The sequence below is a fragment of the Nonomuraea sp. NPDC003214 genome (genome assembly GCF_053590035.1).
The window spans coordinates 466484-482597 of sequence record NZ_JBSFSX010000001.1 but is presented as its reverse complement, the minus strand read 5'-3'; the positions used below and the strand labels follow the sequence as shown (position 1 = coordinate 482597).

Here is a 16114-nt window from a genome sequence, read left to right as displayed (position 1 = left end):
GTCGGGCTCCTCTGGTTCCTTGCCAACGGCGGGGCAAGGGAAAGCCTGGGAGAGCATCGTTCCTGCTCAAAAGGGGTACGCCAGGCCGCATGGGTGGGGTGCTGGGGGAGCTGCTGCCACTCGCGCTGGCCGTGGCGATCAGCCCGGTGCCGATCATGGCGGTGATCCTGATGCTGCTGGCGCCGCGCGCGGGCGGCACGAGCGCGGGGTTCCTGGCGGGCTGGGTGGCCGGGATCGCGGTGGCGACGGGGGTGTTCGTCGTGCTGGCGCGCACGGTGGGGCTGTCGGCGGGCTCGGGGGAGCCGTCGGCGGCGGTCTCGTGGATCAAGCTGGTGCTCGGCGTGCTCATGCTGGGGCTGGCCGGCAAGCAGTGGCGCTCGCGCGGGCGGCCCGGCCTGCCGGGCTGGATGAAGGCCGTCGACAGGCTCACGCCGGTGAAGGCGGCCGGGCCGGCCGCCGCGCTGGCGGCGGTCAACCCGAAGAACCTGATGATGTGCGTGGCCGCCGGCGTCACCATCGCGCAGGGTGCGGTGCACGAGCTCGCGCTGCTCGTCGTGTTCACGCTGCTGGCCGCGTGCAGCGTGGCGGTCCCGGTCGTCGTGTACGCGGTCGCGGCCGAGCGGATGCGGGCGCCGCTGGACCGGCTCAAGAGCTGGCTGGAGCGGGACAACGCGACGGTGATGTTCGTGCTGCTGCTGGTCATCGGCGTGGTGCTGATCGGCAAGGGCCTGGGCGGGCTGCTGCCGTGACGTGGTTCGCCGCGGGCATCAGCAGGCCGCTGGACTGGCCGAAGGAGATCACCGCCGGAGTCACGCTGGCGGCGCTGGCCATCCCGCTCAACATCGGCTACGCGCAGATCGCGGGCCTGCCGCCGGTCGTCGGCCTGTACGCGGCGATCGTGCCGATGCTGGTGTTCGCGCTGTTCTGCTCCTCGCGGCAGCTCGTGGCCAGCCCGGACGCGCCGATCGCGGCGCTCATCGCGTCGCTGCTGACGGCGATGGCGGTCCGGCCGGGCAGCGCGCAGTACGTCGAGCTGGCCTACGCCCAGGCGCTCGTGTGCGCCGGGGTGTTCCTGCTGTTCTTCGTGTTCAAGCTCGGGTTCCTGGCCGACTTCCTGTCCGAGCCGGTGCTGGTCGGGTTCATCGCCGGGCTGGCCGTGGAGATCCTCACCAGCCAGGTCGAGAAGATCCTCGGCGTCCACACCACGGCCGACCGGTTCTTCCCGGAGCTGTGGGAGATCATCACGAGGATTCCGCAGGCCGAGAAGTGGAGCGTGGTCATCGGCCTGGCGACGGTGGCGGTGATCGTCGCGCTGCGCAGGTTCGTGCCGGCGCTGCCCGGGCCGCTGGTCGCGCTGGTGGCCGCGACGGCGGTGGTGGCCTGGGCCGGGCTGGACAAGCGCGGCGTGTCGGTGCTCGGCGACGTGCCGTCCGGGCTGCCGGTGCCGCACTGGCCGTCGATCACGCTCGGGCAGTGGGCGGGGCTCGTGCCCGGCGCCATCGCGATCGCCGCCGTCACCCTGGCCGACGGCCTGCTCACCGCCCGCCGCTACGCCGAACAGCGCGGCTACCGGATCGACGCCAACCAGGAGCTGCGCGCGTTCGGCCTGGCCAACGTCGCCGCCGGGCTCACCCAGTCGATGACGGTCGGCTCCAGCGCCTCGCGCACCGCCGCCATGGACTCCACCGGCTCCCGTTCCCAGGTGCCCAGCGTGGTGTGCGCGCTCGTGGTGGCCGTCCTGGTCGCGTTCTTCTCCGGGGTGCTCGCGTACCTGCCCAACGCCGCCCTGGCGGGCATCGTGGCCGTCGCCGTCGTCCGGCTCGTCGACGTGCGCAAGCTGGCCGAGCTGTGGCGGCTGCGCCGCTCGGAGTTCTGGATCGCCGTCGTCTGCCTGCTCGGCGTCCCGGTGCTCGGCTCGCTCACCGCCGTCGTCATCGCGTTCCTGCTGTCGGCCGTGGACGTCGTACGGCGGGCCGCCCGCCCCAGCACGGCCGTCCTGCGTCCCGGCGAGCACGGCCGGTACGTGCGCGAGGAGGATCACCGGGACGGGGACGGCGAGGCCGGGCCGCTGACCGTCTACCGGTTCGAGAGCCAGCTCTTCTTCGCCAACGCCGCCACCTTCAAGGCCGACGTCGAACGTCTCGCCGAGCGGGGCGCCCGGTGGATCGTGCTGGACGCCGAGGCCATCCCCGACGTCGACACCACCGGCGCGCAGGCCCTGCGGGACACCGTCGCCCTGCTGGGCGAGCGCGGCGTCACCTTCGCCGTCTCCCGCGCCACCGCCGGGCTGCGCCGCCTGCTCACCCACTACGGCCTGACCGGGCTGACCTACTACGACTCCAACGAGGCCGCGGCCGACGCCTTCCGGGAGAGCTCAGCCCCATGAGGCCGCCGGAGAGTCCCGCAGTGTTCACCCGCAAGGGGGAACGCGTGCCCCCGGCCCTCTTCCGGCGTCCCCGGCGGCGGTTGCGGGCCGGCGTGGTCCAGGTCGGCTGCGCAGGGGCCGGGCTCGCCGCCGGGCTGATCCTGCCGAACCTGCCCCCCACGGTGCCGCTGCCCACCAGGGACGCCACCGGGGCGCTGTTCACCATCGGGTTCGGCGTGCTCGGCCTGGCCAGCGTGATCTTCTCGCTGCTGTTCCTGGTCATGCAGTTCGCCGCGGGCACGTTCAGCCTGCGGCTCACCCTGTTCCGCGACGATCCGACCGTCTGGCGCACCTTCGCCTTCGCCGTCGGCGTCTTCGTCTACACGATCACCGCGGCCCTCGTCGTCGCCCACCGAGGCGCGGTCTCGCTCAGCGTGCCCGTGCTGGCCGTGCTCCTCTCGCTCGTCGCCGCGCTGCTCATGCGCACCGTGCAGGTCCGCGCCTTCATCTCCATCCAGCTCGCCCCCTGCCTGAACGTGATCAACCGGCGTACGCGCCGGGTCGTCGACGTCGTCTACCGCAGCCCCTACCGGGCAGACCGCGAACCGCTCGACCTGCCCGCCCCGGTGTCGTCGATCCTCTGGCGGGGCAGGCCGGCCCGGCTCCAGGAGGTCGACGTGGCCGCGCTCGTCGCCCTGGCCGCCCGGCGCGAGGCCGTCATCGTGCTGCGCGCCCCCATCGGGGCGCAGCTCTTCGACGGCGACCCGCTCGCCGACGTGCACCACCACGCCGTGCCCGAACGGCTGCTGCGCCGCCACGTGCTCACCGGGCCCGAACGCGCCTTCGCGCAGGACGCCGCGTTCGGGTTCCGGCTGCTGGCCGACATCGCGCTCCGGGCGCTCTCGGCGGCGGTCAACGACCCGGTCACGGCCGTGCAGGCCCTCGACCACGCCGAGGACCTGCTGCGCCGCATCGTGGGCAAGGCGCTCGACGTGGGCTCGGCGGCCGACGCCCGCGGCCGGGTCCGCGTGGTGATCCCGCTGCCCTCCTGGGAGGACTACCTGCGGATCACGTTCGACGAGCTCATCGCCACCGCGCGCAGCCCCATGGTCCTGCTGCGGCTGCGTGAGCTGCTGCGCGGGCTGCACGAGGAGGCGCCGCGCCCCCGCAGGGACGCGGTCGCCGCCCGCCTGAGCCGCGTCGAGGCGCGCCTCGGGCAGCGGAGCGGCTGACGCTCACGGGGTCACGATCGCGAACGCCGGAGCCGGGTCGTCGAGCACGGCGGTCAGGCGGTTCAGCGCGTTCAGGTCGCCCTCGTGCCGGATGCCGTCGGCCGGCCCGCCGGTCAGCAGGCCGAGCAGGTCCCGCTTGGTGAGCGTGAGCGTCAGGTCCACCGGCCGGGACGGCGGATCGGCCTGGTGGATGAGCACGCCGTTGGACAGCGCGGTCCGGTGCCGCCGGTCCAGGTCCGTCAGGTGCCAGTCGATCGCCAGGCTCTCGTTCCACGCCTTCGGCCCGTCCACGCGGATGGCGATGGAGTCGAAGATCTGCTCCAGCGACAGGGCCTGGAGCATCTCCGGCGAGGTGGTGTCGAGGTCGGGCGGCACCACGCCGGAGGTCAGCTCCCGGGCGGCGACCAGGTAGAAGTTGCGCCAGGTGCCGTTCTCGGAGCCGTGGCCGAGCCGGGTGTAGACCTCGGCGAGCAGCTCGCGCGCCTGCCGGTCGCTGTCGTCGGCGAACACCGCGTGGTTGAGCAGCGTGGCCGCGAAGCGCAGGTCGCCCTCGTCGACGTAGCGGCGGGCGTACGACAGGACGCCCTCGCGCCCGCCCATGCACTCGACGTAGCGGCGGGCCTGCTCGACCGGCGGGTGCTCCCACAGGTGGGCCGGGTTGCCGTCGAACCAGCCGAGATAGCGCTGGTAGATGGCCTTGACGTTGTGGCTGACCGAGCCGTAGTAGCCGTGGGTGTGCCACGCCTGCTCCAGGGCGGGCGGCATCCGGATCGCCTCGGCGATCTCGATGCCCGTCATGCCCTGGTTCATCATGCGCAACGTCTGGTCGTGCATGTACGCGTACATGTCGCGCTGCTGGGACAGGAACGTGACGATGTTCTCGCCGCCCCAGGTCGGCCAGTGGTGGGAGGCGAAGACCACGTCGGCGTCGCCGGCGAACAGCGTGATCGCCTCGTCGAGGTAGCGCGCCCACACCCGGGTGTCGCGGACCAGCGCGCCGCGCAGCGTCAGGATGTTGTGCTGGTTGTGGGTGGCGTTCTCGGCCATGCAGAGCGCCCGGCGGTCCGGGACGTAGAAGTTCATCTCGGACGGGGCCTCGGTGCCCGGCGTGAGCTGGAAGACCAGCCGTACGCCGTCGATCGTCTCCTCCTGGCCGGTGCGCGTGATGTCGAGCGTGGGCGGGATGAGGGAGATGGTGCCGGTCGAGGTGGTCATCCCGAGCCCGGTGCCGATCTGGCCCTCCGGCGAGCGGGGCAGGTCGGGGCCGTACATGTAGACCGCGCGGCGGTTCATCGCGGTGCCCGCGTAGACGTTCTCCGACACCGCGTGCTCCATGAACCCGGCGGGGGCCAGGATCGGCACGTCGCCGTCGGTGACGCCGCGCACGCCGCCGAAGTGGTCGGCGTGCGAGTGCGTGTAGACGACGGCGGTGACCGGCCGGTCGCCGCGCTGCTCGCGGTAGAGCTTCAGGCCCGCCGCCGCGCACTCGTTGGACAGCAGCGGGTCGACCACGATGACGCCCTCGTCGCCCTCGATCAGCGTCATGTTCGACAGGTCCAGCCCGCGTATCTGGTAGATGCCGTCCGTGACCTCGTACAGGCCCTGTTTGACGCAGAGCTGGCCCTGCCGCCACAGGCTGGGGTGCGCGGTGTCCGGGCATTCGCCGTCGAGGAAGCCGTACGCGTCGGAGTCCCAGACGACGCGGCCGTCGGCCGTTCTGATCACCGCGGGGTCGAGCGCGGCCAGGAACCCGCGGTCGGCGGCCTCGAAGTCCGCCCGGTCATGAAAGGGAAGGTCAGCCATGAAAGCGACCTTCCCCCCGGGCGTCCTGGTGCCCGGCGGCAGCCGGTACCTTCACCCGCCCGTGGCCATCTCTTGCACCGGCTCCGGCCGCGTCGCCGCGTACGTGTCGACGAGCGCGAACAGCATCGCCACCACGGGGATGGACAGCAGCGCGCCCACCGGCCCGAACAGCGCCGCACCCAGGAGCACGGCAGTGAACGAGACCGCCGGGTGCAGGTCGACCGAGCGCGCGCTGATCCTCGGCTCCAGCGTCAGGTTCTCCACCTGCTGATACAGGATCGCCCAGCCCAGCGCCACCGCCCCCACCCACGGCTGCGGCGAGGCGAACCCCACCACCGCGGGCAGCGCGATCGAGATGTACGTGCCGATCGTCGGCACGAACTGGGCCACCACCCCCGTCCACACGCCGAGCGCCAGCCACGACGGCATGCCGATCAGCAGGAACACCGCGGCCGACAGGCACCCGTTGATCGTGGCCAGGATGAGCCGGGCCGACACGTACCCGCCGGTCTTCTCGATCGACAGTTCCCAGACGCGGCCGAAGAGCTGCTGCGGCCGGCGCGGCAGCAGGCGCGCGATCCAGTGGCGCAGGCGCGGGCCGTCGGCCGACAGGTAGAAGGCCAGCAGCAGGATGGTGATCAGGTTGAACACGGCCTTCGTCACCGCGCCCAGCAGGCTCAGCACGCCGCCGAGCACCCCCTGGGCGTACTCGGCGGCCTGCTGCGGGGTGAGGTGGATGGAGGCGAGGATGTCGTGCACCCGGTACTGGGTGCCGAGCCGGGCGTTGATCCACGAGATCACGGCCTCGGCGACGGTGGGCAGGTGGCGCAGGAGCTGCGCGGCCTGCTCCAGGAACAGGTTGCCGAACAGCCCCAGGAAGATCAGCGCCGCCAGGATGAGCGCCACCATCATCACCATCGTGGCCCGGCCTCTCGGCATCCATCTCGACAGCCTGCGCACCCCCGGCTCCATCGCCAGCGACACGAACCAGGCCAGCACCACCAGGACGACCAGCCAGCCCGCGTCGGTCAGCACGAAGTGCAGGAACAGCGCCGCCGCGACGACGGCGGCCAGCGCGAGCCCGGCCCGCGCCACGTTCGCGGGCGACAGCACCACCCGCACCTGTCGCGGCCGGTCGGCCCGCGCCGCCCTGCCCGGCTTGATCATGGGTTCCTCCTGGTCGGCTCGCCGCCGTCCAGCCTTTCAAGCGGTGGCGCGGCACGCGGGCGTGGCGCGTCAGCGGCCCAGCAAGAACGGGTAAATCCTCACGAGTCACCGCCAACCCGGCCGGCCCGGATCGTGCTCCCGCGTGTCGTCTCCACCACGACCGGCACCCCGTCCGGGATCTGCCCGCGCAGCGCCCCGAGCAGGCCGGAGACCGGCGGCAGCTCACCCGGCGTCTGCACCCGGACGCGCAGCTCCCGGGAGACCACGTCCACGCCCGCGATCGACGACCCCGGCACGCCGGCGATCCACTCGGCGGCCACCGCCTTCGCCCGCGCGCTCCACGTCGTGAGCAGCCAGCTCACCACGGTGTTCGCCGACAGCGGGACGACCACCAGGACCAGCAGCGACGCCAGCACCAGCCGGGCCCGGCGGCGGCTGCGCCCCGACTCCGCGACGGCCTCGGCCCCGTACCCCGTCGCCGTGAACACCACGATGCCGCCGAGGATCAGCGCCAGCAGGTTCGACAGGAAGAGCACCAGCGCGCCCAGCGCCAGCCAGCCCGCCCCCCGGCCCAGGCACACCCCCACGACCGCCAGCGGCGGCACCAGCGAGATCGCGATCGCCACCCCCGGCAGCACCGCCGCCACGTCCCGCCGCGCGTGCGCCACCGCCCCGGCCAGCCCGGTCGCCAGCGCCGCCACCAGATCCATCAGCTTCGGCGACGTACGCCCCGCGATCTGGCTGTTGGTCAGCAGCTCGTACGAGGCCGGCAGCAACGCCGAGAACACCACCCCGATCCCGACCACCAGCAGCCCGCCGAAGAACACGAACCCGACCGCGCCCTGCCCGCTGTGCCGCACCGTCGCCAGCGCGGTCCCCATGATCGGCGTGGCCAGCGGCGCGATGATCATCGCCCCGATCACGGTGGCCGTCGAGTCCGTCAGCACCCCGGCCGACGCGATCACCGCCGACAGCGTGAGCATCGTCCAGAACGCCGACCGCTTGGCCCCGCTGTCACCCGCCGACAGATCCAGGCTCTCGACCAGATCCTCCAGCGGGCGGCGCTGCGTGTCGGGCAGCACGCGCTCTCGAAGTCCGCTCAGCATGCCCCGAGTATCCGAGCAGGTCACGCCGGGAACCCGCACCGACACGGCTCTGGACACCGGCCGTGTCCGACCTGATTCTCGTTCCGGTCGGCTCGTGCGGCCTCGGAGGGCTGTCGGCCGCCTACCTGGCCGATCTGGCGCTGAACGAGGTCTTCGCCGCCGTCGCGTACGGGGTGCGGCGGCTGGTCAGGAACGCGCCGCCGGTCCTCGGCCACCTGTCCGGCATCGCCGCCGTGCTGACGGCCGCGTGGACGTCCCTCATACTCGGGCTCGCCGCCGCCGGGCTCTCAACCGCCTCTCCGACGCCTGGCAGCTCCGCCGCAGCGGGCACGGCTACTGATCGACCGGGATAGCGTGTCCCGTTGTGGATCGACATCCGCGCCGATGAGAGAGTACGAACGTGATCGACAGCACCGCCCTCGCCGCAGTGGAGAACGCCGTTCCGGGGATCACCCGCACACGGGCGAGCGACCGGCTGGGCATGGCCCACGACGCTTCCCATTACCTGCTGACCCCGCAGGCCGTGCTCGTGCCGGAGAGCGCCGACCAGGTGGCGGCGCTGCTGCGGACCGGGCTGCCGCTGACGTTCCGGTCGGGCGGGACGAGCCTGAGCGGGCAGGCGGTGAGCGAGCACCTGCTGGTCGACACGCGCAGGCACTTCCGTTCGATCGAGGTGCTCGACGGCGGGGCGCGGGTGCGGGTCCAGCCCGGCGCGGTGCTGCGGCAGGTGAACGCCCGCCTGGCGCCCTACGGCCGCAAGCTCGGCCCCGACCCGGCCAGCGAGTCGGCGTGCACGATCGGCGGCGTCGTCGCCAACAACTCCAGCGGCATGACCTGCGGCACCCACGCGAACACGTACCGGACGCTGGAGTCGATGACGCTGGTCCTGGCGAGCGGCACGGTCGTCGACACCGGCGCGCCCGACGCCGCGCAGCGGCTGCGCGCCCTCGAACCCGAGCTGGCGGCCGGGCTGGAACGGCTGCGCGACCGGATCCGCGGCAACCCGGACTCGGTGCGGCGCATCGAGGCGCAGTTCGCGCTGAAGAACACGATGGGCTACGGCCTCAACAGCTTCCTCGACCACGACGACCCGGTGGACATCCTCGCGCACCTGATCGTCGGCAGCGAGGGCACACTCGGGTTCGTGGCCGAGGCGGTGCTGCGCACGGTGCCCGCCCACCCGCTCGCCGCCACCGGGCTGCTCGTCTTCCCCAGCCTGCACCAGGCGATGGCCGCGATGCCCGGCCTGGTCGCCGCCGAGCCTGCCGCCGTCGAGCTGCTGGACGCCGAGTCGCTGCGGGTGGCGCAGACCGACCCCAAGGCCGACGACCTCCTGCGTACGCTGACCGTACGCGATCATGCGGCGCTGCTGGTGGAGTGGCAGGAGTCCGACGCCGGCGCGCTCGGCGAGCGTGAGGGCGCGGCCGCCACCGTGTTCGGCGAGCTGGAGCTGTCCGCGCCCGCGCGGCTGAGCAGGGACGCGGGCGGCCGGGCCGCGCTGTGGCACATCCGCAAGGGGCTGTACGCGTCCGTCGCCGGGGCCAGGCCGAGCGGCACCACGGCGCTGCTGGAAGACGTGGCCGTCCCGGTGGCCGCGCTGGCCGACCTGTGCGACGACCTGGGCGCGCTGTTCGCCAAGCACCACTACGAGCGCAGCGTGATCTTCGGGCATGCCAAGGACGGCAACCTGCACTTCATGCTGAACGAGCGCTTCGCCACCGACCTGCGGCGTTACGCCGAGTTCACCGAGGACATGGTGGAGGCGGTGCTGGGCCGGGGCGGCACGCTCAAGGCCGAGCACGGCACCGGCCGGGTCATGGCGCCGTTCGTGCGCCGGCAGTACGGCGACGAGCTGTACGAGGTGATGCGCGAGGTCAAGCGGCTGTGCGACCCGGCGGGCACGCTCAACCCCGGCGTGCTGCTGACCGACCGGGAGGACGCCCACCTGCGCGACCTCAAGACCGTCGTCACCGTCGAGCCCGAGGTCGACCGGTGCGTGGAGTGCGGCTACTGCGAGCCCGTCTGCCCCAGCCGCGACCTGACCACCACCCCGCGCCAGCGCATCGTGCTGCGCCGCGAGCTCGCCGCCGCCCAGGCCGCCGGTGACCACGCGCTCGCCCGCGAGCTGGAGGAGGAGTACGCCTACGACGCTGTCGACACGTGCGCCGTCGACGGCATGTGCGCCACCGCCTGCCCCGTCCAGATCAACACCGGCGACCTGACCCGGCGCCTGCGCGCCGAACGCCACGGCCGGGCCGCGCGCACGGGCTGGAAGAGCGCCGCCAAGCACTGGGACGGCGTCACCCGCGCCATGAACCTGGCCCTCGACACGGCGGCGAGCCTCCCGCCCGCGCTGCCCGAAGCCGCCAGCGGGCTGGGCCGCGACCTGGTCGGCGCCGAGACCGTGCCCCGATGGAGCCGCGACCTGCCGCGTGGCGGGACCCGCCGCCGCGCCGCCCCGGCCGCCTCGCCCGACGCCGTCTACCTGCCGTCCTGCCTCAACACGCTGTTCGCCCCCGCCGACGGCGGCCCCGGCGTCATGGCCGCCTTCCGCCGCCTGGCCGGGCGCGCCGGCCTCCGCCTGCACGTCCCCGAGCAGATCGCCGGCCTGTGCTGCGGCACCCCGTGGTCGTCCAAGGGCTACACCGACGGCCACGACACGATGGCCCGCCGCGTCGCGGACGTGCTCGCCGAGGCCACCGACGGCGGCCGCCTGCCCGTCGTCACCGATGCCGCCTCCTGCACCGAAGGGTTCGACAAGCTCGGCTTCCAGGTCGTCGACGCGGTCGCGTTCACCGCCGAGCGCATCCTGCCCCGCCTGCCCGAGGCCCGCCGCCTGCCGTCGCTGGCCCTGCACCCCACCTGCTCCTCGACCCGCCTGGGCCTCGACGCCGCCATCACCCGCATCGCCGAGGCCGTCGCCGAACGGGTCGTCGTCCCCGACGGCTGGCAGTGCTGCGCCTTCGCCGGCGACCGCGGCCTGCTCCATCCCGAGCTGACCGCCTCCGCCACCCGCGCCGAGGCCGCCTCCGTCACCGCCGGCGACTTCACCGCCCACGCCTCGGTCAACCGCACCTGCGAGCTCGGCCTCACCCGCGCCACCGGCAAGCCGTACCACCACCTGCTCGAACTCCTCGACCGCGTCACCAGATGACAGCGCCGATTGTCACACCCTCGTGAGAGGCTGCGGCATCGACCGGAGAGGCGGTGCCGTGTTAGAGGGTGTGGACAAGGTCCCTTGGGCGAGGATGTGGGCCGGCCGGGAAGACATGCCCGGCCTGCTACGGGAGATCGCGGCGGCGCCCGCGCACGTGGCCACGTCGCCGGTGTGGCGGCTGTGGCACGGGCTGTTCAGCGACCTGAGCGATGCGGAGGTCTACGCGGCGGCCCCCCACCTGGTGCCCTACCTGCTGGAGCTGGCCAGGATCGCGCGGCGGCCGCACCGGGAGCTGGTCCTCGACCTGATGACCGGCATCGCGGCCGCCCGGTCCTACAGTGACCCGTTCCGGAAGTTCGCCACCCGGCCCGGGACCGACCACGCGGAGCTGGCGCGCGAGGCCATGGCCAGCGGCGTCGGGGTGCTCCTGCGGCTGCTGGACGACGCCTCTCCGAAGGTCGTCGTCGAGGTGGCGCGCCTGCTGGTCCGCCTGCCCGGCACCGCCCCGCACAGCCTGCCCGCGTTACGCGCGCGGGCCCGGAAGGGATCGCGGCCGGCGGCCGACGCCGGGGCGGTGGCATGCGTGCTGGCGGTGGCGTGGCTGGCGGCGGCCGACAACAGGGAGTGGTTCGCCGGGATGCTCGCCGACACCGCCGCGCACGCCGATCTGCGGGCCGCTGCCGCCGCCGGGCTCGCGATGGCCGAGCCCGGGCAGGACCCGGCGGGCCGGCCGGCCGGCGACACCGTGATCAGGCTGGTCGCCGACGTGGCCGCCGATCGCGGCTCGGCGCTCCGGCGCATCCGATGGCACGGTGACGGCGTCACACCCCTCAGCTCGGCTCTCGCGCCGGCCGAGCACCTGCAGCGGGCCGTGGCCCGCGACCTGCTGGCCCGCCCGGAGCCGCAGGAGATCGACCACGCCCTGGACCTCGCGAGGGAGGCGATCGAGCACTGGCGGTCCGCGCCCGCCGAGCTGCTGCCGATGGTCGCCCGGCTGGTGCCCGACCTGCCGGCGGCCCCGCCGCGCGGACGCGGCCGGCTGGGAGACTGCGGCCCGCTGGTGGACGCCGTGAAGCTGATCGCCGATGCCGGGGAGGCCGCCGCCGCGCACGCCGACCTGCTGGCCGGGCTGCTGACCGGCGACCCCGCCGAGCCGTGGCCGGACGTCGCCGGCCCGGCCGTGGAGGGGCTGGCCCGGCTCGGCGACGACCGCTGCCTCCCGTGGCTGATCGCCGCCCTCCAGGACGATCACGGCAGTGATGTGAGCATCCCGGCGGTCCTCCCCGCCATGGCGGCGCACGCCGAAGCGCTCGTTCCCGCCCTGGAGACCTTCTACCGGCTGGGGCGGAACGGCATCCAGCATGTCGAGTGCCTGCGGGCGCTGGCCTCCTGGGGAGCGGCGGCGGCCCCTCTGGCGCCGATGATCGCCGAGGTCGTGACCCAGCGCTACCTGTCCATCGCGCTGCCGCTGCTCGGGGCGATCGGCCCAGCCGCCGCCGAGGTCGTGCCCCAGATACGCGCCCTGCTCGACGAGGACGACGAGCATGACAGGCACCTGGCGGCCTGGGCGCTGTGGCGCATCACCGGCGAGCTGGGCCGGGCGCCGGAGCTGCTCGTCGAGAACCTCGCCCGCTCCGGCGGTCATCACGCGGGTGAGGTCGCGCCGATGCTCGAAGACCTCGGTCACGCCGCCGGGGCCGCGGTCGCGGTCCTGCGCGCGCACTTCCACGATGCCGAGAACGGCCACCTGTTCGCCCGGGTGGAGATCGCGCGGGCGCTGTGGGCGATCACCGGCGAGAGCGACGGGCTGGCCGCCCCGCTGCTGGAGTCCGTCACCGAACGGCCGCTCACGGACCGGGGGTTCCGCCGGCCCGCGTCCGACCTGCTCGCGGTCGACGCGCTGGGCGTGATCGGCGGGGCGGAGGCCGTACCGGCGCTGGAAGCCATCGCGCACGGCCGGGCCAGGGTGACGAGCCGTGACGTGTGGGCCGACGAGCGGTTGCGGCGGGTCGCCCGGCGTGCGCTGGCCCGGGCCGGGAGCGGGACGGAGGCCGCTCTGACGCCCTGGTGGAAGGTGTAGGTCAGGACGGGTTCTGGAAGGTGACTTCCGGGTTGGCCGGGGTGGGGCCGTCGAGGAGGGGGCGCTGCTTGCCGCGCAGGTGCTGGTCGAAGAACGCGCCCACGTACGCGCGGGTGATCTCGCCCGAGCGCTTGCCCGACAGCGGCGCCGAGGGGTCGCTGTGGCCGGCCTGGCCGCCGAGGATGGGCAGGTCGATGAAGGTGAAGTGGCCGGAGTCCGCGACGGTGAGCCAGCGCTTCCAGCCGTCCAGCCGCTTCCAGTCGCGCGGCCAGCTCGTGTCGCGTGCGGTGGGGGAGTGGCCGGCCTGGGTGCCGAGCATGAGGAACGGCCGCCCGCCGAGGCCCCGCTCGGGGACCGGGGCGAAGAACGTCCCGTCCATGTTCACCCCGGCACGGACGCGGCGGTCGGCGGCCATGACGCTCGCCGAGGCGTTGCCGCCGAGCGAGTGGCCGGCCGCGCCGATGCGCCGCGGGTCGATCGAGCGCTTCCACGCGGGCAGGTTGGTCAGCCGGTCGACGACGAAGGAGAGGTCGGCGGCGCGGCCGGTGGCGGCCTTGGCCAGCAGCTTCTTCTCCGCGGCGTCCGAGCCGGCCCCCTCGATGGTGTCGCAGGCGACGCAGGTCAGCGTGCGGCCGCCGGGGAACGTGGTGCCGAACGACTCGTAGGCGTGATCCACGAGCGCGACCACGTACCCGGTGGAGGCGAGCTCCTCGGCGAGCGAGGTGAGGGTGGCGCGGTTGAGCGTGAAGCCGGGGGAGAGCAGGACGAGCGGGTGCCTGCCGGGGGCGGGGCGCGCGCCGGTGCGGGCGTTGGTGCGGGTGGCGGCGAGGATCTTCGGCGGGAAGCGCTTGTCGAGGTTCTGGGCGCGCAGGAGGAGCTCGGCCTCCTTGAGGGACATGTACGGGGCGGGCTTCCCGCCGCCGCGGGCCGGATAGTACATCGAGACCATGAGCTGCCGGGCTCCCGCCGAGGGCACCCACGGGTCGCGCCGGTCGCGGTCGACCAGGTGCAGCGTGTCGCGGCCGACCGCGTACGAGCCGGTGGGCGCGGGGATGGCCAGGCGCACGTCGTCGGCGGCGGGCGCGGCCTGCGCGGCCTGCGCGGTCTGCACCAGGGGCGTCGCGACGGCCAGGGAGAGGAGGAGAGCGGTGGCGTTGCGCCGGATCGTGTTCATGGAAGGGAGCGTACGAAGGCGCACGTCAGCGCCGACATGCGCGAAAGTCCAGAGCGACCCCTGACGAAAGTCAGGGGCGTTGCTGGGGCGTGGGGCTGCTCACGCCGGCGGTGGTGGTGTGGCGGCGTCAGCTCGATCACTGTCAGAGCTCGGGGCACTGAGGCCGAGCGCGGGCAGGATCGCCTGGTCGACGAAGTCGATCAGGTCGGAGTCGCTCGGCGGCATGCCGTCGAGCAGCCGTTTGACGACGAGCGCCTCGCCGATGTCGGCGACCACCGGGGTGAGGCGGCCGGCGGGGAAGGCGCCGCGCTCGGCGTAGTGGCGCAGCACGGTGCTGGTGAACGTGCCGCCCCGGTGGGCGAACACCCGCTCCTGCAGTGCCTCGGACATCTTCGTCGCGCTCAACGGGTCGGTGAGGATGGCCGCCACGGCGCGTCCGGCGGGGCTCAGCGTCCAGGTGACCATGAGCCTGAGCGCCCGGATCAGGTCACCGCGCAGGTCGTCGGCGCCGGGGGTCGGCTCCTCGACCGGATGGGCGTGGTAGAGCGCGTCGAGCAGCACTTCGACGGGGTCGGACCAGCGCCGGTAGAGGGTGCTGCGCGGGGTGGCGGCGCGCTTGCCGATGCCGTCCATGGTGAGCCTGCCGACGCCGACCTCGACCACCTCTTCCAGCACGGCAGTGTGGATGGCGTTGATCAGGTCGTCGCCGCGCCGCCGGGTCCGCCCGCTTCGATCGCTCACGTTTGCCCCTTGCTCAGCTACAAGGCTGTATCTTACTGTCCAACATAAGCTACAGTCGTGTATCTAATGCTGAGGGGACACCCATGTCCATCACCGCCCCACCCCCCGTCCAGCAGGCCGTGCCGCTGAGCCGGCGGTCCCTGGCCCCCGACCTCGCGCGCGGTCTCATGCTGCTGCTCATCGCGGTGGCACACGCGCACATGTACCTGTCCGGCCACCCCGCCGGCTTCCGCGGCTACACCCTCGACGGCGGCCTCCTCGACCGGCTGGTGGCCGGGATCCAGATCCTGCTCGTCGACGGGCGGGCGCTGCCGATGTTCGCCGGGCTGTTCGGCTACGGCCTCGTCCAGCTCGCCGACCGCCAGCTCGCCGCCGGGCGCACCTGGCCGCAGGTGCGGAAGGTGCTGCGCGCACGGAGCCTGTGGCTGCTGGCCTTCGGGTTCTGCCACGCCCTCCTGCTCTTCTTCGGCGACATCCTCGGCGCGTACGGCCTGGTCGGGCTGGTGCTCATCGGGTTCATCCGGCGCAGCGACCGGGCCCTGTTCTGGGCCGCCGGGGTCAGCACCGTGCTGCACATCGCCGTGCTCGGCCTGTTCGGCCTGCTTACGGTGACCGCCGAGAAGGGCGACACGCCCGCCGCCATGGCCGACCCGATGGAGGCCGCCGTGATGCGGATGATCGGCTGGTCCGGGATGACGCCGACGTACTTCGCCGTCAGCGTCGTGCCCGCCTTCCTGCTCGGCATCTGGGCGGCCCGCCGCCGCCTGCTGGAGCAGCCCGCGGAGCACCGGGCGCTGCTCCGCCGGGTCGGCGTCATCGGCACGCTGATCGCCGTCGTCGGCGCCGTGCCGCTCACGCTGATCGACACCCGGCTCTGGGACGCCACCGACGCCATCGGCATCACCGCGTACGCGCTGCACAGCGTCACCGGCATCGCGGGCGGGCTCGCGTACGCCGCCCTCATCGGGCTCGCCGTCGCCGGCCGGGAACGCCATGCGCGCCCGGGGGCGGTCACCCGCGCGCTCGCCGCGTGCGGCCAGTGGTCGCTGACCTGCTACCTGCTGCAGTCGGTGGTCTTCGTCGCGCTCTTCGCGCCCTACTTCGGCGGGCTCGGCACCCAGCTCGGCGACGCCGCCGCCTCCGGTGTCGCCGTCGTCACCTGGCTGTTCACCGTCGTGCTCGCCGCCACCCTGTCGCGTACGGGCCGCCGCGGTCCCGCCGAGACGCTGCTGCGCCGCCTGACGTACCGCCGCGTGAGGTAGCCGGCTCAGAGCCCGGGGCGCCTGGCG

12 protein-coding genes are annotated in these 16114 nt (G+C 73.6%); 7 read left to right on the top strand and 5 right to left on the bottom strand.

Features of this window, described 5'->3' with window-relative positions; translation table 11 throughout:
- The first annotated feature begins 89 nt into the window (after window positions 1–89).
- Genes ACWDXC_RS02265 through ACWDXC_RS02255 form a run of 3 tightly spaced genes read left to right on the top strand, consistent with a single transcriptional unit; the run spans window position 90 to window position 3597 of the window.
- Window positions 90–749 (top strand): GAP family protein, encoded by a 660-nt coding sequence (locus ACWDXC_RS02265; RefSeq protein ID WP_449977135.1) that lies wholly within the window; start codon window positions 90–92, stop codon window positions 747–749.
- Window positions 746–2386 (top strand): SulP family inorganic anion transporter, encoded by a 1641-nt coding sequence (locus ACWDXC_RS02260; protein ID WP_449977132.1) that lies wholly within the window; start codon window positions 746–748, stop codon window positions 2384–2386. The genes ACWDXC_RS02265 and ACWDXC_RS02260 overlap by 4 nt, the downstream gene beginning before the upstream one ends.
- 44 nt (window positions 2387–2430) lie before the next feature.
- Window positions 2431–3597: a DUF2254 family protein gene (locus ACWDXC_RS02255; RefSeq protein ID WP_449977130.1), complete on the top strand. Its 1167-nt coding sequence runs from the start codon at window positions 2431–2433 to the stop codon at window positions 3595–3597.
- Between the two features lie 3 nt (window positions 3598–3600).
- On the opposite strand, the gene ACWDXC_RS02250 is transcribed toward ACWDXC_RS02255, so the two are convergent.
- From ACWDXC_RS02250 to ACWDXC_RS02240, 3 genes are all read right to left on the bottom strand, one after another.
- Window positions 3601–5400, bottom strand: a complete 1800-nt coding sequence (locus ACWDXC_RS02250; protein ID WP_449977128.1) for an alkyl/aryl-sulfatase — start codon at window positions 5398–5400, stop codon at window positions 3601–3603.
- A gap of 51 nt (window positions 5401–5451) precedes the next feature.
- A complete protein-coding gene (locus tag ACWDXC_RS02245) occupies window positions 5452–6567 on the bottom strand; it encodes an AI-2E family transporter (RefSeq protein ID WP_449977125.1) in 1116 nt (371 codons plus the stop codon).
- Between the two features lie 98 nt (window positions 6568–6665).
- Window positions 6666–7673 (bottom strand): DUF389 domain-containing protein, encoded by a 1008-nt coding sequence (locus ACWDXC_RS02240; RefSeq protein ID WP_449977122.1) that lies wholly within the window; start codon window positions 7671–7673, stop codon window positions 6666–6668.
- A gap of 62 nt (window positions 7674–7735) precedes the next feature.
- Between ACWDXC_RS02240 and ACWDXC_RS02235 the strand changes: the two genes are divergently transcribed.
- The 3 genes from ACWDXC_RS02235 to ACWDXC_RS02225 all read left to right on the top strand — a co-directional run bounded on the left by ACWDXC_RS02235 (window position 7736) and on the right by ACWDXC_RS02225 (window position 12910).
- Window positions 7736–8026 carry a hypothetical protein gene (locus ACWDXC_RS02235; RefSeq protein ID WP_449977120.1) on the top strand — a complete coding sequence of 97 codons (291 nt, stop codon included), beginning with the start codon at window positions 7736–7738 and terminating at the stop codon, window positions 8024–8026.
- Between the two features lie 47 nt (window positions 8027–8073).
- Window positions 8074–10827 (top strand): FAD-binding and (Fe-S)-binding domain-containing protein, encoded by a 2754-nt coding sequence (locus ACWDXC_RS02230; RefSeq protein ID WP_449977117.1) that lies wholly within the window; start codon window positions 8074–8076, stop codon window positions 10825–10827.
- Window positions 10828–10942: 115 nt separating this feature from the next.
- Window positions 10943–12910, top strand: coding sequence for a hypothetical protein (locus ACWDXC_RS02225; protein WP_449977114.1), 1968 nt, complete (start codon window positions 10943–10945; stop codon window positions 12908–12910).
- Window position 12911: 1 nt separating this feature from the next.
- On the opposite strand, the gene ACWDXC_RS02220 is transcribed toward ACWDXC_RS02225, so the two are convergent.
- Window positions 12912–14084, bottom strand: coding sequence for an alpha/beta hydrolase family protein (locus tag ACWDXC_RS02220; protein WP_449977112.1), 1173 nt, complete (start codon window positions 14082–14084; stop codon window positions 12912–12914).
- Between the two features lie 99 nt (window positions 14085–14183).
- Window positions 14184–14825 carry a TetR-like C-terminal domain-containing protein gene (locus ACWDXC_RS02215; RefSeq protein WP_449977109.1) on the bottom strand — a complete coding sequence of 214 codons (642 nt, stop codon included), beginning with the start codon at window positions 14823–14825 and terminating at the stop codon, window positions 14184–14186.
- A gap of 83 nt (window positions 14826–14908) precedes the next feature.
- Here ACWDXC_RS02215 and ACWDXC_RS02210 point away from each other — a divergent pair, with 83 nt between their 5' ends.
- Window positions 14909–16087, top strand: coding sequence for a DUF418 domain-containing protein (locus tag ACWDXC_RS02210; RefSeq protein ID WP_449977107.1), 1179 nt, complete (start codon window positions 14909–14911; stop codon window positions 16085–16087).
- The last annotated feature ends 27 nt before the right edge of the window (window positions 16088–16114 follow it).